Below are 22,358 nucleotides of genomic sequence, written 5' to 3'. Positions count from 1 at the left end.
CGTCCGGCCCGGTACCACGACCGGGCGAGAAAGCCCTGGCCAAGCGGCCACGGGACGGCCCGCCGGAATGATCTACTCGATCGGCAACCATTCCCCGTCGATTGCGGGAGCCATGATTCGGCGACGTGAGGTCATCCTGGGCGCGCTGGGCGCGACGGCCGTCGCTGCCGCCGCCGGTGATTCAGCGCCGGGTGGCGCCGCGGCCGTGAGCAGCCCGCCACCGCCGGCCGTGCCGGTCAAGCTGGGCATCACGCCGGCGACCGGCGCCAAGGCGGTGTCGCCCGGCGAACCGGTCGTCGTCACCGTCGACGGCGGCACGCTCCGGTCGGCCACCGTCATGACCGGCAACCGGACGGTTCGCGGCGCCGTGCAGCCCGACGGGACCTGGCGCTCGACCGAGGACCTCGCCTACGGCACGACGTACCGGGTGACCGCGTCGGCCACCGACAGCCTGGGCGCGACGGTCGAGAAGACCTCCGCCTTCACCACGCTGAAGCCGCGCACCACCGCGAAGATCACCTTCCGGGCGAACGCGATGAACTCGCTCGAGGCCGGCAACATCTACGGGGTCGGCCAGCCGGTCATCGTCGCCTTCAGCCGCCCGGTCACCGACCGGGCCGCGGCCGAGAAGGCGATCGACATCAGCACCTCGCCCGCGGTCGAAGGGAAGTTCTACTGGGCGAGCAGCCAGGCCGTGCACTGGCGGCCGGCCAGATACTGGGCGAAGGGCACGACGATCAAGGTCGGGGTCAACGCCCTCGGCGTCGACCTCGGCAACGGCGTGTACGGCGCGCGGAACGCGACGACGCACTTCACCATCGGGCGCCAGCTGATCGCGATCAACAACACCCGAACGCACCGCGTGAAGGTGTACATCGACGGCACGCTGGTCCGCGACATGGCCTGCAGCAACGGCCGGGGCGGCTACACCACCGGCGCGAACGGGCAGTCGATCCACTTCTGGACCCAGGCCGGTCCGCACGTGGTGCTCCACCGGGAGAAGTGGCACAGCATGAGCTCGGCCAGCTACGGCCTCACCGACCCGAGCAACCCGTACTTCTACGCGCCGGAAGACGTCGAGTACTGCACCCGGATCACCTACTCGGGCGAGTTCCTGCACGCCGCACCCTGGAACCACTCGCTGGGCCGGGCCAACCTGTCGCACGGCTGCGTCAACCTGGGCGTCGCCGACGCCCGCTGGTTTTTCGAGAACTGCCTCCTCGGCGACGTCGTCGAGGTCAGGCACAGCCCGAAGTCGCTCCCGATCTGGGACGGCCTCGGCGACTGGGCGGTCTCGTTCCAGAGGTACGGCCACTGAGCAGCAGTGGTTGACATCGTGAGCTGTTATTGACTCCGCTCACTCTAGTCGCGGATGGTGGTGCGGTGACGTCCTGGATGCGCCGACATGATCACAATATATTCTTGAATGCGACGAATCTGCTAGTTTGCGGAGCGCTCGCAGGTGTCGTCGTGGCGGCCGGGGTCTTCCCGGCCGCTGCCATGTCCGGACTTGCGGCCAAGGCCGGCGGCCAGACGTTCGCGAATCTGCCGAGTGAGCTCAAGGCGTTCAACTCGCCGCAGATCACCCGGATCTACGCGTCCGACAACAAGACGCAGATCTCGCAGTTCTACGACGAGTTCCGCAGCGACGTGCCGCTCAAGGAGATCTCGCCGTACATGCGGGACGCCATCGTGGCGGCCGAGGACCGGGAGTTCTACCACCACAAGGGCGTCGACCTGAAGGGTGTCGCGCGCGCCCTGGTGAACAACAACCAGGGCAAGTCCAAGCAGGGCGCCTCCACCATCACCATGCAGTGGGTACGCATGTCGCTGGCCTACTCGGCGACCAACCCGCAGGAGGTGGTCGACGCGACGACCGACACGCCGAAGCGCAAGGTCACCGAGATGAAGTACGCGCTGCAGGTGGAGAAGGAGCTCACCAAGGACCAGATCCTGGAGCGCTACCTGAACATCGCGCCGTTCGGCAACCAGGCGTACGGGGTCTTCGCGGCCAGCCAGGTCTACTTCAACAAGAAGCCGAAGGACCTCACGATCGGCCAGGCCGCCATGCTCGCCGGCATCGTGAAGGCGCCGACCAGCTTCAACCCGGCCACCGCCGACGGCTACAAGGGGATTTCCGAGCGGCGCAACAACTACGTCATCCCCGGCATGGTCCAGCTCGGCATGATCACCCAGGCGCAGGCCGACAAGGCGGTCAAGGAAGCGATCCCGAAGCAGGTCAAGCCGGTCGGCAATGGCTGCGTCTCGGTGGCGAAGAACGCCTGGGGCTTCTTCTGCGACTACTTCTACCGCTGGTGGATGGGCCGGGAAGAGTTCGGGGCGACCGCGTACGACCGGGAGCGTCGCCTCAAGAGCGGCGGCTACCGGATCACCACCACGCTCGACATCAAGGCGCAGACGTCGGCCCGGACGAACATCACCGCGGAGATCCAGGACGCCAACAAGAACGCCTTGCTGCTCGCCGCGGTCGAGCCGGGCAGTGGAAAGGTTCGCGCGCTGGCGGCCAACCGCAGGTACAAGCTCGACAACAAGGCGCACCCGCAGAACCTCATCTCGTCCGACCCGGGCAAGGCGAAGCGGGGCATCCGAGGCACCTATCCGAACACCACGAACCCGCTGCTGACCGGCGGCGGCGACATCACCGGCTACCAGGCCGGCTCGGTGTTCAAGATATTCACGATGGTGGCCGCGCTGGAGCATGGCTATCCGCTGGCGTACACCATCAAAGCGGAAAAACAGTATAAATCCGGCTATATCATCAGTAGCAGCAGTGACTCGGCCTGTCCGGGGACCCATTTCTGGTGCCCGATGAATTCCGGCGGTGGCGAGGCCGGCGTCTACAACATGTGGACCGGCTTCGGTAAGTCGGTCAACACGTACTTCGTGCCGCTGGAGGAGCGGGTCGGCGCCGAGAACGTGGTCTCGGTCGCCAAGCGCTTCGGCATCCAGTTCCGGGCCGCCAGCGACGCCCGGCTGGCCGAACCGGGCAACTCGCACCAGTGGGGCGCCTTCACCCTCGGCGTCTCGGCCACCACCCCGTTGGACATGGCGAACGCGTACGCGACGCTGGCCGGCGACGGCATGTACTGCGAGCCGACGCCGATCGAGCAGATCACCACCAAGGGCGGCCAGAAGCTCGACGTCGGCAAGCCGCATTGCACCCGGGCGACCAGCGCTAACGTGGCCCGCGCGGCGCTCGACGCGACCCGCTGCCCGGTCGGTGACTCGGCTCAGATGGGCTCCTGCCACGGCGCCACCGCCCCGGCCACCCACGGCGTCGTCAAACACCCGGTCTTCGGCAAGACCGGCACCACCGACAACGACCGGACCGCGGCCCTGATCGCGGGCACCACCTCGCTGGTGGTGGCGGGCTATCTGGTGAACCCCGATTACCAGAACCACCGCGATCGCATGTCGCACCACGTCGTGAACCCGGCGGTGTGGAACACGCTGGCCGACTTCATGGCGGGCAAACCCAAGATCCAATTCAAGAAACCGGACAACGAGAAGATTGCGTACGGGGACCAGCGCCGCATCCCGGATGTGGAGTGCGACCCGATTTCCAGCGCGCAGGCCCGCGTCGGCTCGGCCGGCTTCGACGTCTCGGTCGGCCAGACCGTCGACTCGTCCTGCCCCGCGGGCACCGCGGCCGGCACCAACCCGTCCGGCCGGACGATCAAGGGTGGCCCGGTGGAGATCGAGGTGAGCAACGGCAAGGGCGCCGGCGGCCCGGTCATCCCCGGCTTCCCTGGCCTGCCCGGCGCGACCAAGCCACCGCAACGTAGATAGGTTTCTTCTCAGCCTGCTCACAGGCGGCGACGAAGCCATCTCGTGGACAAACCCTCTACCCTGGTAGGGCAGCACATGGCGTGCTTCAACCTCAAGGGAGGCTGGACAGCGTGAAATCTTCGAACCCGGTACTCACGCGACTCGGCCAGGCCGCCGAGCGGCAGCGGACCGCCGGGTACGGATATGGCGAGCCGTACCCGACCACTCCGGGCTATGCGGCCCCGCCGGTCGCGCAGACCATGTCGATCGACGACGTGGTCGTCAAGACCGTGATCCTGCTCGGCCTCACCGGCATCTCGGCGGTCGCCGCGTGGAACCTGATTCCCGACGCCTACCTGGGCGTCGCGTGGATCGGTGCCGCGATCGTGGGCCTGATCCTGGGCTTCATCATCTCGTTCTCGCAGATGGCCAACCCCGCCCTGGTCGTGACGTATGCGGTCGTCGAGGGCGTCTTCGTCGGGATGGTCAGCAAGTTCTTCGAGACCTTCTACCACGGCATCGTCCTGCAGGCCGTGGTCGCGACGTTCGGCGTCTTCGCGCTGATGGCGGTGCTGTACACGCAGCGCGTGATCCGCTCGTCGCCGCGTTTCCGCAAGATCATGATCGCCTCGATCGGCGGCCTCTTCATGATCATGGTGATTAACTTCGTGCTGTCGCTGTTCGGTGTGCACACCGGCCTCCGCGACAACGGCCTGATCGGCATCGTTTTCAGCCTCGTCTGCATCGTGGTCGCGTCGCTGAGCTTCGTGCTCGACTTCGACCAGATCGAGCAGGGCGTCCGCATGGGCCTGCCCCAGCGCTACTCCTGGATCTGCGCGTTCGGCATCCTGGTCGGCCTGATCTGGCTCTACCTCGAGATCCTGCGCCTGCTCAGCTACCTGCAGGGCGGCAGCCGAAACTAGCAAGCAACCATCAGGCGGCGCCCGGAAAGTCCTCCCACACTCCGGGCGCCGCCGCCTGTCCGGCCGCGCCCGCGCCGTCGCATGTCCGGCCGCGCCCGCGTCGCCGCATATCCGGCCGCGCCCAGGCCGCCGTCTGTCCGCCCGCCCCGCGCCGCCGTCTGTCCGCCCGCCCCGCGCCGCCGTCTGTCCGCCCGCCCCCGCGCCGCCGCCTGTCCGCCCGCGCCCGAGTCGGCGCCGCCGTCTGTCCGCCCGCGCCCGCGCCGCCACATGTTTGCCCCCGCTCGGACCGCACGTCCGCCCTTGCCCGGACCGCCGCACGTCCGCCCTCGACCGCGCCGCCCCCCGGGCTCCGGCCTCGCGCGCTCGCCTGCCTCCGGCCAGCGCCCTCCGGCCGGAGGGCGCGCCCTGCTGACGGCGCTTTGCTGACGGCGCTTTGCGGACGGCGCCCTGCCGCCGACGGCCTCCACCCGGTGCCCTTCGGCCACGCGTTTCCGTCCGCGGGTGCCCGGCTACGCTCGCTCACGTGACCGACTTCGCCACCGCGATCGAGCGTCTGCTCAACCAGGTGCGGCACTGGGAGCAGCCACGCTGGCGCGGCGACCGGGCCGACCAGACGCACGCACTGGTCCAGCACCTCGCCGACCTCGCGGCCGACGCCGAGTCCCGCCCGCGCCGGCCGGTCCCGCGCGAGCACGACCTGATCCTCCCGGACCAGCTCCGCGTGACGGCCGACGACCTCATCGCGGCCGCTCCCGAAACGGTTCTCGCCGCGGCGGCGACAGCAGTGGAGACCCTGCGCAAGAGCCTGTAAATGCCTGTAAATGAAAGCCGCCGAGCCCGGCCGCTCCTGGCAGGCCGAACCCGGCGGAAACCCATACCCCGCTATTCCTGTGAACCCCTCACCACGGAACTGTCCGCGATCGCCCCGCTGATGAGGAGACAGTCGATTTCCGCGGCCGTGGGGTTTGCGGCCTCGGAAATCGGCTGGCTCCTCATCAGCCTCAAAGGGGCGATCGCCCGCGGAGCGAAGCGGAGCCAGCTAGCTCAGCTGAGCCGCTCGACGATCATCGCCATGCCCTGGCCGCCGCCGACGCACATCGTCTCGAGGCCGATGCTCTTGTCGTGCCAGTCGAGCGAGTTCAGCAGCGTGCCGGTGATCCGGGCGCCGGTCATGCCGAACGGGTGGCCCACGGCGATCGCCCCGCCGTTGACGTTCAGCTTCTCGATCGGGATGCCCAGGTCCTGGTACGACGGGATGACCTGCGCCGCGAACGCCTCGTTGATCTCGACCAGGTCGACGTCGCCGATGGTCATGCCGGCCCGCTTCAGCGCCTGCTTCGACGCCTCGACCGGGCCGAGGCCCATGATCTCGGGGGAGAGGGCGGTCACGCCGGTGGACACGATCCGGGCCAGCGGGGTGATGCCCAGCTCGCGCGCCTTGGTGTCGCTCATGATGACCACCGCGGCCGCGCCGTCGTTGAGCGGGCAGCAGTTGCCCGCGGTGACCCGGCCGTCGGGGCGGAACACCGGCTTGAGCCCGGACACGCCCTCGACCGTCACGCCCGGCCGGGGACCGTCGTCCGTCGACACCACCGAGCCGTCCGGCAGCGTCACGGGAGTGATCTCGCGCTCCCAGAAGCCGTCGGCGATGGCCTTCTCGGCCAGGTTCTGGCTGCGTACGCCGAACTCGTCCATCTCCTGGCGGGAGATGCCCTTGAGCTGGGCCAGGTTTTCGGCGGTCTGGCCCATCGCGATGTAGATGTCCGGAACGTTGCCGTCCTCGCGCGGGTCGTGCCACACCGTGCCGCCCTGCGCGGCCGCGACGGTGCGCGCCTCCGCCTCGGCGAAGTACGGGTTCTGCCAGCCGCCGCCGACCAGGGCCGCGGCCTCCGACGGGAGGCCGTCGGAGCTGCCCCGGGCGAAGCGGGAGACGGTCTCGACACCGGCCGAGATGAAGATGTCGCCCTCGCCCGCCTTGATCGCGTGGAAGGCCATCCGGGAGGTCTGCAGCGAGGAGGAGCAGTAGCGAGTGATGGTCGCGCCCGGCAGGCCGTCCAGGCCGAGCTTGGTGGCGACCACCCGGGCCATGTTGAAGCCCTGCTCGCCGCCGGGCAGGCCGCAGCCGAGGTAGAGATCCTCGACCAGCGTGCGGTCGAGCTGAGGAACCTTGTTCAGCGCGGCGTCGACGATCGCGGTGGCGAGGTCGTCGGGGCGGAGGTCCTTGAGCGACCCCTTGACGGCACGGCCGATCGGGGAGCGTGCGGTGGCGACGATGACAGCTTCCGGCATGAGCACCACGCTAACTGGTCGGTAACAACGTCTGCGAGTGCAGATTTGTCACACGCCGGACATGCTCGCTTTCGCGACCGCCGGATACAGCGCGTGTGCCCACACTCGATACCCATCAGCGGACGGGTGGAACCCGTCAAAACACAACGTACCCGCATCGGCCCGGAAGACGGCGCCGGTTTCCTCGGCCAGGTCGACGACCGCGCCGCCGGCCGCCTGCACCGCCCGGGCCTGCGCCTTCGCCATCCGGCGGCCCAGCATGCCGGCCACCTGGCGCAGCGGCGGCGCGATCGCCCGCAACGCGCCCAGGTCGGGGCAGGTGCCCACGACCACGCGTACGCCGGACTCGCGCAACCGGCGCACGGCCTGGCCGAGCAGCTCGGCGGCGTCGTCGGGGCTGCGCAGGCTGGTCGCGTCGTGCGCGCCGATCAGCACGACGGCCACGTCGGGGCGGTCGCCGAGCAGTGCCCGGGCCACCTGAGTGGCCAGGTCGGCGGAGCGCGAACCGGCCACGCCGACGCTGGAGAGCAACACGTGACGCTCGCCGGTCTCGGCCGAGCCCTCGGCGAGCAGCCGGGCCAGCTGGCCGCCGACCGTCTCGGAGAGCCACTCCACGCCCACGCCGATCGCGGCCGAGTCGCCGAGCAGGACCAGGCGCAGGGTAGGGGCGGAGAGCTTGCCCATCGACGTACGCAAGGCCAGGCCCATCGTCGGCTTCGCGTAGCGCCGGGCCTTGGCGGCGAGCACCTCGCCGGCGAGCAGGGCGAGGCCGCCCACCGCCCCGGCGAGCAGGCCGGTGGCCGCGGCCTTACCGATCCGTGCGTTCAGCCCCGCCATCTCTCGCCTCCCTGCCTCGGCCCGCGGAACCATCAATGATCCGCTGGGGTCCACCCTACGGCCCCGGCCCCGGGCGGGCCCAGATTCGCACCCCCGACCCCGTCGGGCCCGGGGGCCTCCGCGCCGTCCGCACGACCAGGCGCCGATTCCAGCACCGCCCCGTCCGGGCCGGAAGGCTGCGCCCCGTGCGGGCCGGAAGGCTGCGCGCCGTCCGGGCCGGAAGTCTGCGCCCCGTCCCGGCCGGAAGTCTGCGCCTCGTCCGTAGCACCGGCGGCCGAGGGCAGCACCGCCGCCTTGTGGCTGAACCAGTTGCGCGGCTCGGCGAACCACGGGTGCCGCCGCAACAGCACCCGCCGCCCGCCGGCCCGAGCCGGGCTCACCTCGGTGCCCGCCGTGCGCACCGCCTCCTGCGCAGCGTCCTCGAGGCTGCTCACGCCCACACCCGCGGTCGGCCGGTCGTCCTCGCCGAGCGCGGCGAGCAGCGTCGGCAGCACCACGGCCGCCGCCCGGGCGTAGCCCTCGGCCGACGGGTGGAAGTGGTCCGAGCTGAACATCCGCCCCGGGTCGGCCTCGAAGATCGGGCCCAGCAGGTTGCCCAGCGACACCGTACGCCCGCCGGCCGCGACCACCGCGACGGTCTGCGCGGCGGCCAGGTCGCGGCTCCACTTGCGGGCGAGCCAGCGCAGCGGCGGCTTGATCGGCTGAATCGCGCCGATGTCCGGGCAGGTGCCGACGACCACCCGGCAGCCGGTCGCGCGCAGCCGGCGGACCGCGTCGCCGAGGTAGCGGACCGCCTGGTCACGGGCCGAGATGTGGGTGACGTCGTTGCCGCCGATGAGGATCACCGCGACGTCCGGTTCGTACTCCAGGGCGGCGTCCACCTGGTACGGCAGGCCGGACGACATCGCGCCGACCACCGCCAGCCGGTAGAGGCGCACCGGCCGGTTGAGCCGGCGGGAGACGCTGGTGGCCAGCAGGGCGCCGGGTGTCTCGCGGGGACGGTGCACGCCGTACCCGGCGGCCGACGAGTCGCCCAGGACGACCATGGTGATCGGCTTGCCGGCGAGCTTCGCGCCGTACAGGCCGTCACCGCGGGGCGGGGGCGCCTCGGCCAGCGGGATGATCCGGCGCGCGTCGGCGGCCTGCCGCAGGAGAACGCCCGCCGAACCGGCGGTCACCACGGCCAGCGCGCCGGTCAGACCGCCGAGGACCTGGCCGGCGACCTTGATCCGCCGGCGGTCCTGTGCGGTGAACTCGAAGCCGCTCACGGGTCCCCCTCCAGATCCGGCTTGGATTTCGAGGCTAACTCGTTCCGGCGAGAGGCAATCATGGCGGGCTCAAGTCATGCTGGAGTGGCGGAGAGGGGAAATGATGGCGAAGACGCTGAGAAGGACGGCCGCATTCACCGCGCTGGCCAGGGCACTCATGGCCGGCGCGCGCGGTGGGCCGTCGGTGAGCAAGCGCATGGCGGCCCTGCCCCGCATGCTGAAAGCGACGGCAAAAGGACAGTACGACGGTGGCTTGCGGGTCGCGCTGATGGCCGGCGCCGCGGCGTACATCGTCTCGCCGATCGACCTGATCCCGGAGGCGTTCCTGTTCGTCGTCGGCCTGGCCGACGACGCCGTGATGATCACCTGGCTGGCCGGCGCGGTGCTGGCCGAAACCGAGCGCTTCCTGGAGTGGGAGAAGCAACGGGACCGCGTCGTCGTAATCTAGGGCGTGCGTTACTACGACAACGTCGTCGAGATCATCGGTGACACACCTTTGGTGAAACTCAACCGCGTCACCGAGGGCATCGAAGCCACGGTGCTGGCCAAGGTCGAGTACTTCAATCCGGGCGGGTCCGTGAAGGATCGGATCGCGCTGCGGATGGTGCTCGACGCCGAGAAGGCCGGGCTGCTCCGGCCGGGCGGCACCATCGTCGAGCCGACCAGCGGAAACACCGGTGTCGGCCTGGCCCTGGTCGCGCAGCAGCGCGGCTACCACTGCATCTTCGTCTGCCCCGACAAGGTCAGCGAGGACAAGCAGAACGTCCTGCGGGCGTACGGCGCGGAGGTCGTCGTCTGCCCGACCGCGGTCGCCCCCGAGGACCCGCGTTCCTACTACAACGTCTCCGACCGGCTGGCCCGCGAGGTCCCCGGCGCCTGGAAGCCGGACCAGTACAGCAACCCGGCCAACCCGCGCTCGCACTACGAGGAGACCGGTCCTGAGCTGTGGAAACAGCTCGGCGGCAGGCTTACACACTTCGTGGCCGGGGTGGGCACCGGCGGCACGATCACCGGTGTCGGGCGGTACCTCAAGGAGCAGGGCCCGGTCCGGGTGATCGGCGCCGACCCGGAGGGCTCGGTCTACTCCGGCGGCACCGGCCGGCCGTACCTGGTCGAAGGCGTCGGCGAGGACTTCTGGCCGACCACCTACGACCGGGAGATCTGCGACGAGGTCATCGAGGTCTCCGACTCCGACTCGTTCGAGATGACCCGGCGGCTGGCCCGCGAGGAGGGGCTGCTGGTCGGCGGCTCGTGCGGGATGGCCGTGGTGGCCGCGCTCGAGGTGGCCCGCCGGGCCGGCCCCGAGGACGTCGTCGTGGTCCTGCTGCCGGACGGCGGCCGCGGGTACCTGTCCAAGATCTTCAACGACGACTGGATGGCCCGGTACGGCTTCCTGCGCACCGGCGGCGACCAGCCGACCGTGGCCGACGCCCTGGCCGGCAAGGACGGCCGGACGCCGCCACTGGTGCACGTCCACCCGACCGAGACCGTGCGCGACGCGATCGACTACATGCGGGAGTACGGCGTGAGCCAGCTCCCGGTGCTCAAGGCCGAGCCGCCGGTCGTGACCGGCGAGGTGGCCGGCTCGATAGCGGAGAAGGCGCTGCTGGACGCGCTGTTCTCCGGCGACGCCCACCTGCACGACACCATTGAGCGCCACATGGTCGACCCGCTCCCGGTGATCGGGGGAGGCCAGCCGGTGAGCGAGGCGGTGGCCCTGCTGGCGAAGGCCGACGCCGCGATGGTGCTGGTCGACGGCAAGCCGGCCGGCGTGCTGACCCGTCAGGACCTACTCGCCCACCTCGTTTAGTCCAGTTCGGCGGGGACGGTCACCACGTCCACCAGCGCGTTCTTGCGGAGCAGGGTGATCGGGAGGTTTTGCCCGATCGCCGGGCCCAGCATGAGGCGCTGGAGGGCCTGGACCGTTCCGAGCGGCTGGCCGCCCGCCGAGAGCAGGATGTCGCCCAGGTAGATCCCGGCTGTGCCGGCCGGGCTGCCTGGGACGACCTCGACGACCCGCAGCCCCAGCTTCTGGCCGAGCCGCTCGGCGAGCGCCGGGGGGAGTGGGGCGGGGACGCCGGCCACGCCCAGCCAGGCCCGGCGGACCCGGCCCGAGGCGACCAGCTCGCCGATGATCGTGCGGGTGGTGTTGTTGATCGGGACGGCCAGGCCGAGGCCGTACCCGGCGACCGCCGTGTTGATGCCGACCACCGTGCCGGTCGAGTCGGCCAGTGCGCCGCCCGAGTTGCCCGGGTTCAGCGCGGCGTCGGTCTGGATGACGCTGTCGATGATGCGGACCCGCCGGCCGTCTCGGGCGGGCAACGATCGGCCCAGGCCGGAGACGACACCGGCGGTGACCGAGCCGGCCAGGCCCATCGGGTTGCCGACGGCCACGACCAGTTGGCCGATCTTGAGGTCGTCGGCGTTGCCGAGCGGCGCGGCCGGCGCGCCCGGGCTGTGCACCCGGACCACGGCGAGGTCGGAGAGCGGGTCCGCACCGACCACATCGAACTTCGTTTCGGTGCCCTCCGCGAACGAGGCGGTGCCGCCGCTCGCCCCGTTGACGACGTGGGCATTGGTCAGGAGGAAGCCGTCGTCGGTGAAGGTGACCGCCGAACCGGCGCCGGCCCCGCGGCTGGTCCGCACCGAGAGGGCGGCGACCGAGGGGAGCAGGCTTGTGGCGACACCGGTCACGATGCGGCTGTACGCGTCGAGTGCCGCGGATTCGACACCCGTGTGTTCGGTATCCATGACCGCGTCAACAACCCGATCGCGCCGGTCGATGCCGCACCCGCGTCCGCCCACGGCGAACAGCAGGGGTAACGGAAAGTCGTGATAGTCGCACAGAAAGTCCGATCGGCGGCGGGACCGCGACGGTTGTATGGGACGTACTGGAGGTAGCAGCACGTCCCGACGGAGTGTGACGGATGGTCATCGCCGACCAAGCGCCGGCCGACATCGTGGATCGCATGCTCTGGCGCGACGCCCAGCAGATGCTCGGGCGGCACGCCGAGGCGGATCTCGCGGGCAACTGTGTCTGGTGTGGATGGCAGTGGCCGTGCGCGCCTCGCCACCTGGCCGAGCGGGCCGACGTCGCGTCCCGCCGTCCCTGGCGGGAGGCGTGGACCGTCCGGCACGACCTGAACAGCATCCGGGCCCTGCCCGGCCGGCGAGAGCACAACGCCGACCGGCACGGTTACGCCGGCACCCGGAACCGCGGCTCGTTCGTCCGAGGCGGGACTGCCAACCTCTGAGGGAAGACTGACAACTCCATCCAGCTCCGACGTCGCCGACCGCTTGACCCCCCGGCAAGCCCCGGCTCACCAGCCCGGCCGACGTCTTCCGGCGGTGACACCGCGGCGCCCCGCCAGCGCTGCGGCATCCCGCACCAGGAACCCGCCCTCGAACTGGTACAGGACCGGCACGCCTCCGCTGGTCCAGCGCCTCCGGCCAGGCGCGACCCCCGGTTTGGGCGGGGTGGTTGGCGGGAGCGCGCGACCAGAGGTTCCCCCGCAATATCTAGGTCGCGCGCTCCCGCCCACCGGAACGTGGACGGCCGCTCCGTCAGGCGAGCGGTCGGCTGTAGCGCAGCTGCGGAACGGACTCGCCGCTGATCGGCGCGACGCGCGTCTCGCCGTCGGGCGACCAACCGCCCCGGTCGTAGAAGCGGCGGGCCCGCTCGTTCGCCGCCAGCACCCAGAGCACCGCCCGCTCCTCGCCGATCTCGGCGAGCTGCGTCAGCGCGTTGACCATCAGCAGCCGGCCGACGCCGGTGCCGACCACGGCCGGATCGACGTGGATCGCGTACAGCTCGGCGGCGCCCTCGGTCTCGCTCGGCCCCACGTAGCTGAACCCGATGATCCGGTCGAAATCCTCGGCGACGGTCAGCCGATGGGTCTCCCGCTCCCACTTCCAGCGCTCCGTCCACCACTCCGCCAGCGCCGCCGCCGACGGCGTTGCCAGCGTCTCCGGGGAGAGGATGTGCGCGTAGGCGGCGCCGCGCGAACGGAAATGCAACGCACCCACCGGCAAAAGATCAACATCGTTTCCGGTACGCAGAGTGGCGGCCATCGCCCGAACCTATCCGACGGCGCCGGCGCCGATCCCGGTCAGGCCGGCCGGTAGGCGAGGTGGAGCAGGTTCTCGCCGACCGTCCGGTGGCTGACCAGGCGAAGCGGCCGGATCGCGCCCAGGCTCGCGAACAGCCCCGCGCCCCAGCCCGCCACCACCGGGAAGACCATCAGGCGCAGCTCGTCGACCAGGTCGTGCCGAACCAGCTCGGGCACCAGGCGGCTGCTGGCGTACACCACGATGTCGCCCTCGACCTCCTCCTTCAGCTTGGCGACCACCGTGGGCACCTCGCCGCTCACCGCGGTCGAGTTGTTCCAGGTGAGCTCGCCGGCCGTGGCGGTCAGCACGTACTTGGGCATGCTGTTGAACCGGTCCGCCCAGTCGCCGGTGCGGTCCGCCCAGCGCGGCGCGAAATACTCGTAGCTGCGCCGCCCGATCAGGACCGCGTCGCTGCGCAGCGCCTCGTCGTACTCGATTTCGGCCCACGCCTCACGGTCCCGCCCGATCGTCCGGGTGAACCAGCCGCCGTGCCCCGTGCCCTCCTCGCCGGTCGGGTCGGTGACGACCCCGTCCAGGGTGACGTTCTCGCTGACCACGATCCTTGCCATCTCGGTTGTCCCTTCGGTGTGCTGGTAACTGCCGCCGATACCGACACCGGACCGCCGGCCAACGGGGCGCGACCCTTTTGCCGGTCGACCGGTGTCGGTACAGCGGAAGCGAGGAGGAACCTTGACGATCGACGGGGACGCGTTCCGGGAGCTGACCGAGCCGTACCGGGCCGAGCTGCGGGTGCACTGCTACCGGATGCTGGGCTCGCTGCAGGACGCCGACGACGCGTTGCAGGACACCATGCTGGCCGCCTGGCAGGGGCTGGACGGGTTCGAGGGCCGGGCGTCGATGCGGACCTGGCTGTATCGGATCGCCACCAACCGGTGCCTCAACGCGCGCCGGTCGGCGGCCCGGCGGCGGGCGAAGGAGTGGGACGTGCCGGGCGTCGAGCCACCCGAGCCGACCCGGCTCGGCGAGGTGGTCTGGCTCGAGCCGTTCCCGGATGCGCTGCTGCCCGGCCCGGAGGCGAGCTACGAGCGGAGCGAGTCGGTCTCGCTCGCCTTCGTCACCGCCCTGCAGACGCTGCCGCCGCGCCAGGTCGCCGTGCTGCTGCTGCGGGACGTGCTCGGCTTCCACGCCGACGAGGTGGCCGAGATGCTCGACACCAGCGTCGACGCGATCAAGAGCGCGCTGAAGCGGGCCCGCGCCGCGATCCAAGCGCCCGACCGGAGGCAGAGCGAGCCGGCCGAGGAGGCGATCGTCGCGCGGTTCGTCCGGGCCTGGGAGTCGGCGGACGTCGACGCGCTGGTGGCGCTGCTGACCGACGACGTGTTCATGTCGATGCCGCCGATCCCGTTCGAGTACGAGGGCCGGGACATCGTGGCCCGCTTCTGCGCGGGGATCTTCGCGGCCGGCCGGCGCTTCCGGCTGATCCCGAGCCGGGCCAACGGGCAACCGGCGTTCGGCGCCTACCTGCTCGGCCCGACCGGCGCCGGCCGACCGGCTGGCCTCTACGTGCTCGGCCTCCGCGGGGACCGGATCGCCGCGATGAGCCGGTTCGAGACCACCGTTTTCGGGTCATTTGGGCTGCCGTCGATGACTCCGCCACCGCCCAACGGTCTACTAGGGCATGAGCGAACCCCGAGAGACGAAGAACCTCGACCGCTACGGTGACGCCGAGCTGCCCTGGAGCCGCGCGGAGGCGGCGCTGTCCACCCCGGCCGGCCCCGAGATCACCCACTTCCTCGGCACCTGCCGGCCGGACGGGACGCCGCACGCCGCCGGTGTCGGCGCCCAGTGGCGGGCCGGCCACTTCTACTTCACCAGCAACCCGACCACCCGTAAGGCCCGCGACCTGGCCGTCAACCCGCGCTGCACGATCTCGGCACGGCTGGACGGTATCGATCTGGTGCTCGAGGGCACGGCGGTCCGGGTCACCGACGCCGAGACGCTGGAGGGCGTCGCCGCCGACTACCGGGACGGCGGCTGGCCGTGCCAGGTCGAGGGCGACGCGCTGACCGCGCCGTTCAGTGCGCCCAGCGCCGGGCCGCCGCCGTGGCAGGTCTACCGCTTCACCGCGCGCACCGTGGTCGGCGTCGCGACCCGGGAGCCGTACGGCGCTACCCGCTGGACGTTCTAGCCGGGAAGGGAACGCGCATCAGGTCCTCGGCCAGGACGATCTCGCCCGCGAACTCCGGGCGGGCCTCGTCGAGAAACCGGGAGGCGTCCTGGTAACGCTGCGAGAAATGCGTCAAAACCAGCTTGCGTACGCCGGACTCGCGCGCCACGGCGGCAGCCTGAGCGGCGGTCAGATGACCCACCATCTCGGCCATCGACTTGTCCTCGGTCAGGAACGTCGACTCGATCACCAGCAGGTCGGCCCCCTCGGCCAGGGCGTAGACGTTGTCGCAGAGCCCGGTGTCCATCACGAACGCGAAGCTCTGCCCCGGCCGGACCACGCTGACCTGGTCGAGGGTGACGTCGCCGAGGCGCCCGGCGCGCTGCAACTCGCCGACCTCCGGGCCGCTGATGCCGTGCTCCGCCAGCAGCGCGGGCACCATCCGGCGGCCCTCCGGTTCGGTGAGGCGATACCCGTACGTGGGCTGGGAATGCCATAGCGGCAGTGCGGTGAGGCGCCCGGCGGAGGTCTCCGCCGCGAAGGTCGCGCCGGCCACCGGGGCGGGCACGATGTCGGCGTTGTCCCAGTAGCTGGTGGCGTGCCGGAGGCGGTCGTAGAACTCCTGACCGGCCGCGGGGTAGTGGACGGCGACCGGGTGCGGCACCTTGTCGAGCGAGATGCGCTGGAGGACGCCGGGCAGGCCGAGGCTGTGGTCGCCGTGGAAGTGCGTGATGCAGATCCGGGTGATCGGGCTGACCGCGAGGCCGGCCATCAGCATTTGGCGCTGGGTGCCCTCGCCCGGGTCGAAGAGGATCACCTCGTCGTCGAAGCGCAGCAGGTAGCCGTTGTGGTTGCGATGCCTCGTGGGCACCTGGCTGGCGGTGCCGAGGACGGCCAACTCGCGCGTCACGGGAGCTCTCCAGATATGGGTCGACCCCCGGGGATTGTTCCACGCGTACGTGGTCCGGTCGGACAAGGCCGGATCCCCGGGGGTCGGGTGGCTGCCTGGTATTAGCCGGACCGCTGCCACACGGTCTCGACGTACTACGTCAAACAGAACGAAGCTGTCGAGGACAGCGGCTAGCGGACAGCCACCTCACGAGTCCCGTTGGTATACAACTTCGGACCACCTCCCTTCACGTGTACGGCCACGGTATCGAGGAGGCCCGGCGGACGCCAACGGTTTTGAATCACTAAAGGCGCGGGAATACCCGCGGTGACATTTCCATGCCCTCCACGGCCAGCGAGGCCGGGCCGACGATCAGCGGGTCGGGCCGGCCGACCACCTCGGCGTCCTTGTTGTCGTAGTCGAAGCGGCTCAGCACGTGCCGCATCGCCTCCAGCCGGGCCCGCTTCTTGTCGTTGCTCTTCACGACCGTCCAGGGCGCGTCCGCGGTGTCGGTGTAGAAGAACATCGCCTCCTTGGCCTCGGTGTAGTCGTCCCACTTGTCGAGCGAGGCCAGATCCATCGGCGAGAGCTTCCACTGCCGTACCGGATCGACCTGCCGGATCGCGAAGCGGGTGCGCTGCTCGCCCTGCGTCACCGAGAACCAGAACTTGACCACGTGGATGTGCGACCGGACCAGCATCCGCTCGAGCTCCGGGGTCTGCCGCATGAACTCCAGGTACTCGGCGCGGGTGCAGAAGCCCATCACCCGCTCCACGCCGGCCCGGTTGTACCAGGAGCGGTCGAACAGCACGATCTCGCCGGCGGCCGGCAGATGATCGATGTAGCGCTGGTAGTACCACTGCGTGCTCTCGCGTTCGCTCGGCTTCTCCAGCGCCACCACCGAGGCGCCACGCGGGTTCAGATGCTCCATGAACCGCTTGATCGTGCCGCCCTTGCCGGCCGCGTCCCGGCCCTCGAAGAGCACGACCAGGCGCTCGCCGGTGCTCTTGCACCAGTTCTGCAGCTTCAGCAGCTCGATCTGGAGCAGGCGCTTGTGGTGGTCGTACTCGTGGCGGGGCATGCGCTCGTCGTACGGATAGTCCTCGCGCCAGGTGTCGACCGGGGTGCCGTCGGCGTTGAGCAGCACCGGGTCGTCATCGTCGTCGTCGGCCACCCGATAGCCGCCCAGCGCGGCGATCGGCCCGCTGTAGGGCTCGGTGGTCTGCTGCTCGTCCTGGTACTCCGCCTCCGCCTGCATATCGAGATTCATACCCCGAATAGATGAACCTCAGCCCAGCCAGCGGCGAAGCTTCTTCTTCCGGGAAGCCTCCACGACGACGGGCAGCTCCGCGTACGTGTCCTTGCCGACCTGCTCCTGCCGGGCCCAGAGCACCCCGAACCAGAAGCTGTCCGGGCCGAGCTCGTGCAGCAGCTCCCGGGCGACCACCGAGTCCTGGTGCGCGCCGAGCACGTCCTGCAGGTCGGTCAGCGACTTGACCAGGGCCTTCCCGTTCTTGCCCGCGGCCGGGGCGAAAACTTCAACGGCATAACGAGCTTTCTTGTACGCCTTGCGCGCGTCGTGCAGCTCGGCGTCGACCCCGTCCGCGAACGCGGTGTCCAGCAGCCGGTCGGCCTTGCGGAGACTCTTGCGCGCCCGGCCGCGGGCATCGGGCTCGCCCTTGCCGGCCAGCGAGGCCAGCCTGTCGACCTGGTCGAGCAGCGTCAGGTAGCGCTCGCTCTCCAGCGCCGTGCCGAGCGCGGCCTGGCCCTCGCGGACCTGGTAGTCGAGGTGCTCCCGGATGCGGTCGGCGGCGTCGGCGAAATCCGGGCCGGCCTGCTCCACCGCGGCGAGCAGCTTGCCCCGCTGCACCTGGCCGTCGCGTACCTGGCCGAGCAGGTCGGCGAGCCACTTCAGCTCGTCGCCGACCCCCTCGAAGCCGGGAAACGAGCGCTTGAAGATCTTCAGGCTGCTGCGCAGGCGCCGGGTGGCCACCCGCATCTTGTGCACGGACTCCGGGTCGCCCTGGCGGACACCCGGGTCGTACTCGGTGAGGGCGTCGCGCTGCTCCCGGGCGTACCGGAAAACGGGGTTCTTGGTCTTGGGTGCGGGTGGTGGCGCCGGGCTCGCGGCCAGGCGGCCGTTGAGGGCGCGGGCGACCTTGGACGGGCCCGCGGCCGGCGTCGCACCCGCGCCGAGCAGGCAGCGCTCGACCGCAGCCAGCAGGTCCGCATCGCCGTCGACCAGCTCGACCTCGACCTCCTGCCAGCGCTGGGTCCGGCCCTCCGACTCGGCGATCACCGAGTCCTGGGCGATCAGGGCGAGCGTGTGGCCCTCGGCGTCGCGCAGCGGCGTCTCCACCCGATGCGTGCGGAGGCGGGCGATCGGCTTGAGCGGCCGGCGCCGGATGATCGCCCGGACCTGACCGGTCAGCTCGGCCGGCACCTGGTCGCCGGCACCGTTCAGCGGAAGGCGGTGCTCGGTGCGGCTGCCGCCGCTTCCCGGGGTCTTGAGATGCCAGCCGGCGTCGTCACCGCCCGAGCGCCGCCGCAACGTCCGGCGGTTTTTCATCAAGATCAGCTCGTCGGTGTCGAAGTACGTGGCGTCGAGATCATGGGTCTTGGCCGCGGCGGCACCCCGGATGCCCGCCGTGCCCGCCAGCGCTGGCAGCACGAAGCCGTCCGGGACGTCGTATTTACGCTCGGTTTCGCTGGCGATCTCCATCCGTTCATGTTGCCCGATGGAGGGCCGCATACACAGAGCAATCGATTGGCAGCTTCTGCACAGGCTCGTCTCAGCTTCAACTGGCACCGTTGATGGCTGGGTCTCTTCGCTGGTTCGCACGTTCGCTGGGAGGTCGTTGATGGAGAAACCCGAGACGAAGCGGGTCTCGCTGGCCGGGCTCGGCTTGCTCGGCGCGGGAGCGGTGCTCGGCATCGCGCTCGCGACCCCAGCGTCCGCCGCGTCGCCGGATACTCCCCGGTCACCGAAGCCGCCGGCCGCACCGGTGGCCGAAAAGGATTCGTAGCTCCAGCGCCCGTTTTCTACCGGGAGGTCTCGCGGCTGCGCAGATAGAGCGCTCGCGAGTAATTGGCGGTGGCCGCGCCGAAATACATGGTGGCCAGGCCGACGTGGAAGCTGTTGTCGGTCAGCGCGTTCTTCGAGTTGGCCGACGCCGACCACCGGATCTCCGCATCCGAGGCGCTGATCCCGCGGCGCTCGCAGCGCAGGCGGTTCATCTCCTTGCCGAGCTTCCAGGTCTCCAGCGCGGCCTCGGCCTGGCGCATCATCGTGCGCGCCTGATCGGACAGCTCTTCCGCGAGGACCCAGGCGGCTCGCTCTTCCTCATTGTTGAAGGTTGGCATAGTGCACCTCCCGGGGTGTCAGCGCGTCGATCCCAGTGTGCGGAGCATGTCGGCCCATGTCGATCTTTTTCCACCCCAGGCGTGAAAACCCGGACGCTCGGCCGGCGCCTTTCCGCCGCGTCCTGGACGGCTCTCAGCCGCCCAGGAGTCGTCGCTACGTTGGCTCCTCTGCGACTACACCGGCGGGGACGTCATCCGGCGGGTCGGGGTCCGCGGGCTGCCCCGTGATGTTGAGCAGGGACGCGCGGCGGGAGCGATTGGCCAGCGCATTGGTGATCAGCACGAGCAGGATGCCGACGCCGGCGTAAAGGCTCAGGGTGAGCACTGGCCGGGTGACGCCGGCGTCGGGGAAGTAGAGGCTGTCCCGCACCAGGGTGGCGCCCGCGCCGGTGGGCAGCACCTGGCCCAGGACTCGGGCGAGCGGGGGTAGGAACTCCGGGATCACGGTGGCGCCGGAGATCGGCACACCGAACAGGAAGTAGAAGGTGCCCAGGAAGGACCCGACGGCGCCGATCAGCGCGACGACCCCCGCGACCGAACCGGTGATGGCCACCGACACCAGCAGGAAGGCCCCGAACAGGTGGTTGTCGGTACCGGCGGGCACGACACCGAAGGCGTGGGCCGCGCCGAGGACCGCGGCGGCCGACACGGCGGCGTACACCAGCAGCGTCGCGGTGTGCCCGGCCCCGCGCAGCAGCGACGGCGTCGTCCGGGCGCCGATGCGGCCCAGCCCGAGCGAGGCGACGGTCGCGCCGATGGCCAGCGCCTGCACGAGCAGCCCGATGGACGCGCCGGTGCGGTCGTCGGGCGGCAGCGGCACCAGGTCGGTGACGGCGGGCGGGGTGGTCAGCTGCTGCACCGTTGCCGGCGCGACGGGCTGCCCGGCGGCGGTCAGCTGCTGAACCTTCTCCGCGGTCTGTTTCTGCACCACGCCGGTGAATGCGGTTCGCAGCGCGTTGGAGGCCGCCGTGCCGGCGGCGGACGCGACATATAGGTGTGCCGGGGCGGTGCTCGCATCGAGCCCGCCGAAGATCTCTTTGGTGGTGATGGCCGCGGTCATCGCGTCGACTGATGGGTACCGGCGGGCGGCGAACTGGCCGCCCTGGTCGATGCCCGCCTCGATCCGCGCGGCGTCCTCCGGCGCGGCGACGAAGCCGACGGGCAGGTCGTGCGGCTGGGGCGCGTGCGCCACGCTCAGGTAGTAGCCGGACATGACTATCTGGACGATCCCGCCGGCCACGATAAGGCCGAGTACGGCCCAGCGCAGCAGCCACGGCCGCGACGGCCGGTTCTTCTCGGTGCCCATGGACGCCTCCCGTGGCAGGGGGGCCGGATCCGGCCCCGCCCGTCATGGTGTCATCCCGACCGCCGGTGTCGGTGCTTGTTGGGACCACACTCACCGTCGAACCGCCCGGCGACTTCCCGCCTACTCGGCGACCCGGGCGACGCCGACCGGGCAGGTCATGCCGTTCGGTGCAGGGTGCAATTACCCGTGATCCCACTGGTGCCGATAATCCTGGGGCGGGTGGGGCGGCTGGCAGGATGTCCGGTGTGACGTACCAGGTGCGGCTGCTCGGGCCGGGGGATCAGCAGCTCGCGTGGGATCTGGGGAGCCTCGCGTTCGGGTACCGCGAGCGACCCATGCCGGAGGATTGGGTCTCCGACTCCCCCGGCCGGCGGACGCTCGGTGTCTTCGACCCGGCCGGGCGCATGGTCGCCAAGGCGGTGGACCGCGAGCAGGGCCAGTGGTTCGGCGGCCGGGTGGTGCCGGCCAGCGGCGTCGCGGGCGTGGCGACCGCGGCCGAGCTGCGCGGGCGTGGCCTGGGCCGGCTCGTGCTGACCCAGCTGCTGCAGGGTGCCCGGGAACGGGGCGCGGTGATCAGCACGCTGTTCGACACCACTCCGGCGCCGTACCGGGCACTGGGCTGGGAGGAGGTCGGCGAGCTGGTCTACTACAGGGTGCCGACCCGGGTTCTGGCCGAGATTCGTCTCCATGCCAAGACGACATTGCGACCGGCGGCCGAGGCCGACATCCCCGCCGTCGACGAGATCTACCGCGTAGTGGCACGGGCGGGCATCGGCATGATGGAGCGTTCCGGGCCCGCTTTCGGAGCGACACCGGCGCAACGGCTGGCCGACTACCACGGGTTCACCATCGCCGTTGACGACACCGGCGCCATCGTCGGGTACGCCCGGTGGAACCGCGGCCCCGGCTACGACGCCAGTGGCAAGCTCACCGTGGACGAACTGATCGGATTGACGCCCGAGGCTACGCGTACGTTGTTGGCAATGCTCGGCGGCTGGGCCAGCGTCGCACCGACCGTCCTGATCCGGCTGGGCACCGCCGATCCGGTCTGGTCGCTGCTGGCCCGCGGCGACGCCAGGCCCGAGTCCGCGCAGCCGTGGATGTTGCGCGTGATCGACGCGCCCGGTGCGGTCGCCGCCCGCGGCTGGCCGCGGCACCTGACCGGCGAGGTCGACCTGGAGCTGATCGACGAGGTTTGCCCATGGCACCAGGGTCGCCACCGACTGGTGCTCTCCGGCGGGACCGGCCGGCTGGAGCCAGGCGGTGCGGGCGGCGTTCGGCTGACGCCGCGCGGCCTGGCCGCCTGGTACGCGGGCGCGGCGACGCCGCAGCAGCTGCGCCGCAGCGGTTTCCTGGCCGGCGGGGACACCGACACCGACGAGCTGCTACGTACCGCGACCGCCGGCCCCACGCCGACATTGCACGACTACTTCTAAGGGCTGACCTTCGGTCGCAC

Annotated in this window: 21 protein-coding genes and 1 pseudogene; 11 read left to right on the top strand and 11 right to left on the bottom strand. The window is 70.7% G+C overall.

Annotated elements, in window-relative coordinates; translation table 11 throughout:
- Window positions 1-112: 112 nt before the first annotated feature.
- The 4 genes from ODJ79_RS17065 to ODJ79_RS17050 all read left to right on the top strand — a co-directional run bounded on the left by ODJ79_RS17065 (window position 113) and on the right by ODJ79_RS17050 (window position 5,523).
- The gene (locus ODJ79_RS17065) at window positions 113-1,318 is read left to right on the top strand and encodes an Ig-like domain-containing protein (RefSeq protein ID WP_263024443.1); all 1,206 of its coding nucleotides are present in this window, start codon (window positions 113-115) and stop codon (window positions 1,316-1,318) included.
- 77 nt (window positions 1,319-1,395) lie between these two features.
- Window positions 1,396-3,810: a transglycosylase domain-containing protein gene (locus tag ODJ79_RS17060; RefSeq protein ID WP_263024451.1), complete on the top strand. Its 2,415-nt coding sequence runs from the start codon at window positions 1,396-1,398 to the stop codon at window positions 3,808-3,810.
- 110 nt (window positions 3,811-3,920) lie between these two features.
- Window positions 3,921-4,712, top strand: a complete 792-nt coding sequence (locus tag ODJ79_RS17055) for a Bax inhibitor-1/YccA family protein (protein WP_263024442.1) — start codon at window positions 3,921-3,923, stop codon at window positions 4,710-4,712.
- A 523-nt stretch (window positions 4,713-5,235) separates the two neighbouring features.
- Entirely contained in the window at window positions 5,236-5,523 is a 288-nt protein-coding gene (locus ODJ79_RS17050) for a hypothetical protein (protein WP_263024441.1), read from the top strand.
- 233 nt (window positions 5,524-5,756) lie between these two features.
- Here ODJ79_RS17050 and ODJ79_RS17045 read toward each other — a convergent pair whose 3' ends face one another.
- The 3 genes and pseudogenes from ODJ79_RS17045 to ODJ79_RS17035 all read right to left on the bottom strand — a co-directional run.
- The gene (locus ODJ79_RS17045; RefSeq protein ID WP_263024440.1) at window positions 5,757-7,001 is read right to left on the bottom strand and encodes an acetyl-CoA C-acetyltransferase; all 1,245 of its coding nucleotides are present in this window, start codon (window positions 6,999-7,001) and stop codon (window positions 5,757-5,759) included.
- 48 nt (window positions 7,002-7,049) lie between these two features.
- The gene (locus ODJ79_RS17040) at window positions 7,050-7,838 is read right to left on the bottom strand and encodes an SGNH/GDSL hydrolase family protein (RefSeq protein ID WP_263024439.1); all 789 of its coding nucleotides are present in this window, start codon (window positions 7,836-7,838) and stop codon (window positions 7,050-7,052) included.
- Between the two features lie 323 nt (window positions 7,839-8,161).
- Window positions 8,162-9,067 (bottom strand): annotated as a pseudogene (locus tag ODJ79_RS17035) (SGNH/GDSL hydrolase family protein); the annotation flags it as partial.
- A gap of 142 nt (window positions 9,068-9,209) precedes the next feature.
- Between ODJ79_RS17035 and ODJ79_RS17030 the strand changes: the two are divergent.
- Together ODJ79_RS17030 and ODJ79_RS17025 are read left to right on the top strand one after the other, a co-directional pair.
- Entirely contained in the window at window positions 9,210-9,554 is a 345-nt protein-coding gene (locus tag ODJ79_RS17030) for a YkvA family protein (RefSeq protein ID WP_263024438.1), read from the top strand.
- A gap of 3 nt (window positions 9,555-9,557) precedes the next feature.
- Window positions 9,558-10,916: a cystathionine beta-synthase gene (locus tag ODJ79_RS17025; RefSeq protein ID WP_263024437.1), complete on the top strand. Its 1,359-nt coding sequence runs from the start codon at window positions 9,558-9,560 to the stop codon at window positions 10,914-10,916.
- On the opposite strand, the gene ODJ79_RS17020 is transcribed toward ODJ79_RS17025, so the two are convergent.
- Window positions 10,913-11,857 carry a S1C family serine protease gene (locus ODJ79_RS17020; RefSeq protein ID WP_263024436.1) on the bottom strand — a complete coding sequence of 315 codons (945 nt, stop codon included), beginning with the start codon at window positions 11,855-11,857 and terminating at the stop codon, window positions 10,913-10,915. The two genes, ODJ79_RS17025 and ODJ79_RS17020, sit on opposite strands and share 4 nt — an antisense overlap.
- A gap of 176 nt (window positions 11,858-12,033) precedes the next feature.
- On the opposite strand from ODJ79_RS17020, the gene ODJ79_RS17015 reads away from it, so the two are divergent.
- On the top strand, window positions 12,034-12,360 hold the full coding sequence (locus ODJ79_RS17015; RefSeq protein WP_263024435.1) for a hypothetical protein: 327 nt from the start codon (window positions 12,034-12,036) through the stop codon (window positions 12,358-12,360).
- 310 nt (window positions 12,361-12,670) lie between these two features.
- Here ODJ79_RS17015 and ODJ79_RS17010 read toward each other — a convergent pair whose 3' ends face one another.
- Both ODJ79_RS17010 and ODJ79_RS17005 read right to left on the bottom strand, forming a co-directional pair.
- On the bottom strand, window positions 12,671-13,177 hold the full coding sequence (locus ODJ79_RS17010; RefSeq protein WP_263024434.1) for a GNAT family N-acetyltransferase: 507 nt from the start codon (window positions 13,175-13,177) through the stop codon (window positions 12,671-12,673).
- Window positions 13,178-13,215: 38 nt separating this feature from the next.
- Window positions 13,216-13,785: a dihydrofolate reductase family protein gene (locus ODJ79_RS17005; protein ID WP_263024433.1), complete on the bottom strand. Its 570-nt coding sequence runs from the start codon at window positions 13,783-13,785 to the stop codon at window positions 13,216-13,218.
- A 121-nt stretch (window positions 13,786-13,906) separates the two neighbouring features.
- Between ODJ79_RS17005 and ODJ79_RS17000 the strand changes: the two genes are divergently transcribed.
- Window positions 13,907-14,899 carry a sigma-70 family RNA polymerase sigma factor gene (locus ODJ79_RS17000; RefSeq protein WP_263024432.1) on the top strand — a complete coding sequence of 331 codons (993 nt, stop codon included), beginning with the start codon at window positions 13,907-13,909 and terminating at the stop codon, window positions 14,897-14,899.
- Window positions 14,856-15,365, top strand: coding sequence for a pyridoxamine 5'-phosphate oxidase family protein (locus ODJ79_RS16995; RefSeq protein WP_263024431.1), 510 nt, complete (start codon window positions 14,856-14,858; stop codon window positions 15,363-15,365). The genes ODJ79_RS17000 and ODJ79_RS16995 overlap by 44 nt, the downstream gene beginning before the upstream one ends.
- Here the strand turns inward: ODJ79_RS16995 and ODJ79_RS16990 are convergent.
- The 3 genes from ODJ79_RS16990 to ODJ79_RS16980 all read right to left on the bottom strand — a co-directional run bounded on the left by ODJ79_RS16990 (window position 15,346) and on the right by ODJ79_RS16980 (window position 18,955).
- A complete protein-coding gene (locus tag ODJ79_RS16990; protein WP_263024430.1) occupies window positions 15,346-16,254 on the bottom strand; it encodes a ribonuclease Z in 909 nt (302 codons plus the stop codon). The genes ODJ79_RS16995 and ODJ79_RS16990 overlap by 20 nt on opposite strands.
- Before the next feature lie 283 nt (window positions 16,255-16,537).
- A complete protein-coding gene (ppk2, locus tag ODJ79_RS16985; RefSeq protein ID WP_263024429.1) occupies window positions 16,538-17,503 on the bottom strand; it encodes a polyphosphate kinase 2 in 966 nt (321 codons plus the stop codon).
- Window positions 17,504-17,521: 18 nt separating this feature from the next.
- Window positions 17,522-18,955 (bottom strand): CYTH and CHAD domain-containing protein, encoded by a 1,434-nt coding sequence (locus ODJ79_RS16980; RefSeq protein WP_263024428.1) that lies wholly within the window; start codon window positions 18,953-18,955, stop codon window positions 17,522-17,524.
- Window positions 18,956-19,094: 139 nt separating this feature from the next.
- Between ODJ79_RS16980 and ODJ79_RS16975 the strand changes: the two genes are divergently transcribed.
- Window positions 19,095-19,259 (top strand): hypothetical protein, encoded by a 165-nt coding sequence (locus tag ODJ79_RS16975; protein ID WP_263024427.1) that lies wholly within the window; start codon window positions 19,095-19,097, stop codon window positions 19,257-19,259.
- A gap of 16 nt (window positions 19,260-19,275) precedes the next feature.
- Here the strand turns inward: ODJ79_RS16975 and ODJ79_RS16970 are convergent, their stop codons facing one another.
- Together ODJ79_RS16970 and ODJ79_RS16965 are read right to left on the bottom strand one after the other, a co-directional pair.
- Window positions 19,276-19,596: a hypothetical protein gene (locus ODJ79_RS16970; protein ID WP_263024426.1), complete on the bottom strand. Its 321-nt coding sequence runs from the start codon at window positions 19,594-19,596 to the stop codon at window positions 19,276-19,278.
- Window positions 19,597-19,750: 154 nt separating this feature from the next.
- Window positions 19,751-20,902, bottom strand: coding sequence for a hypothetical protein (locus ODJ79_RS16965; protein WP_263024425.1), 1,152 nt, complete (start codon window positions 20,900-20,902; stop codon window positions 19,751-19,753).
- 245 nt (window positions 20,903-21,147) lie between these two features.
- Here ODJ79_RS16965 and eis point away from each other — a divergent pair, with 245 nt between their 5' ends.
- On the top strand, window positions 21,148-22,338 hold the full coding sequence (gene eis, locus ODJ79_RS16960) for an enhanced intracellular survival protein Eis (protein ID WP_263024424.1): 1,191 nt from the start codon (window positions 21,148-21,150) through the stop codon (window positions 22,336-22,338).
- Window positions 22,339-22,358: the final 20 nt, after the last annotated feature.

Origin of the sequence: Actinoplanes sp. KI2 (assembly GCF_025630775.1) — a bacterium.
GTDB lineage: Bacteria > Actinomycetota > Actinomycetes > Mycobacteriales > Micromonosporaceae > Actinoplanes.
This window is presented reverse-complemented; position numbering and strand designations above follow the sequence as displayed.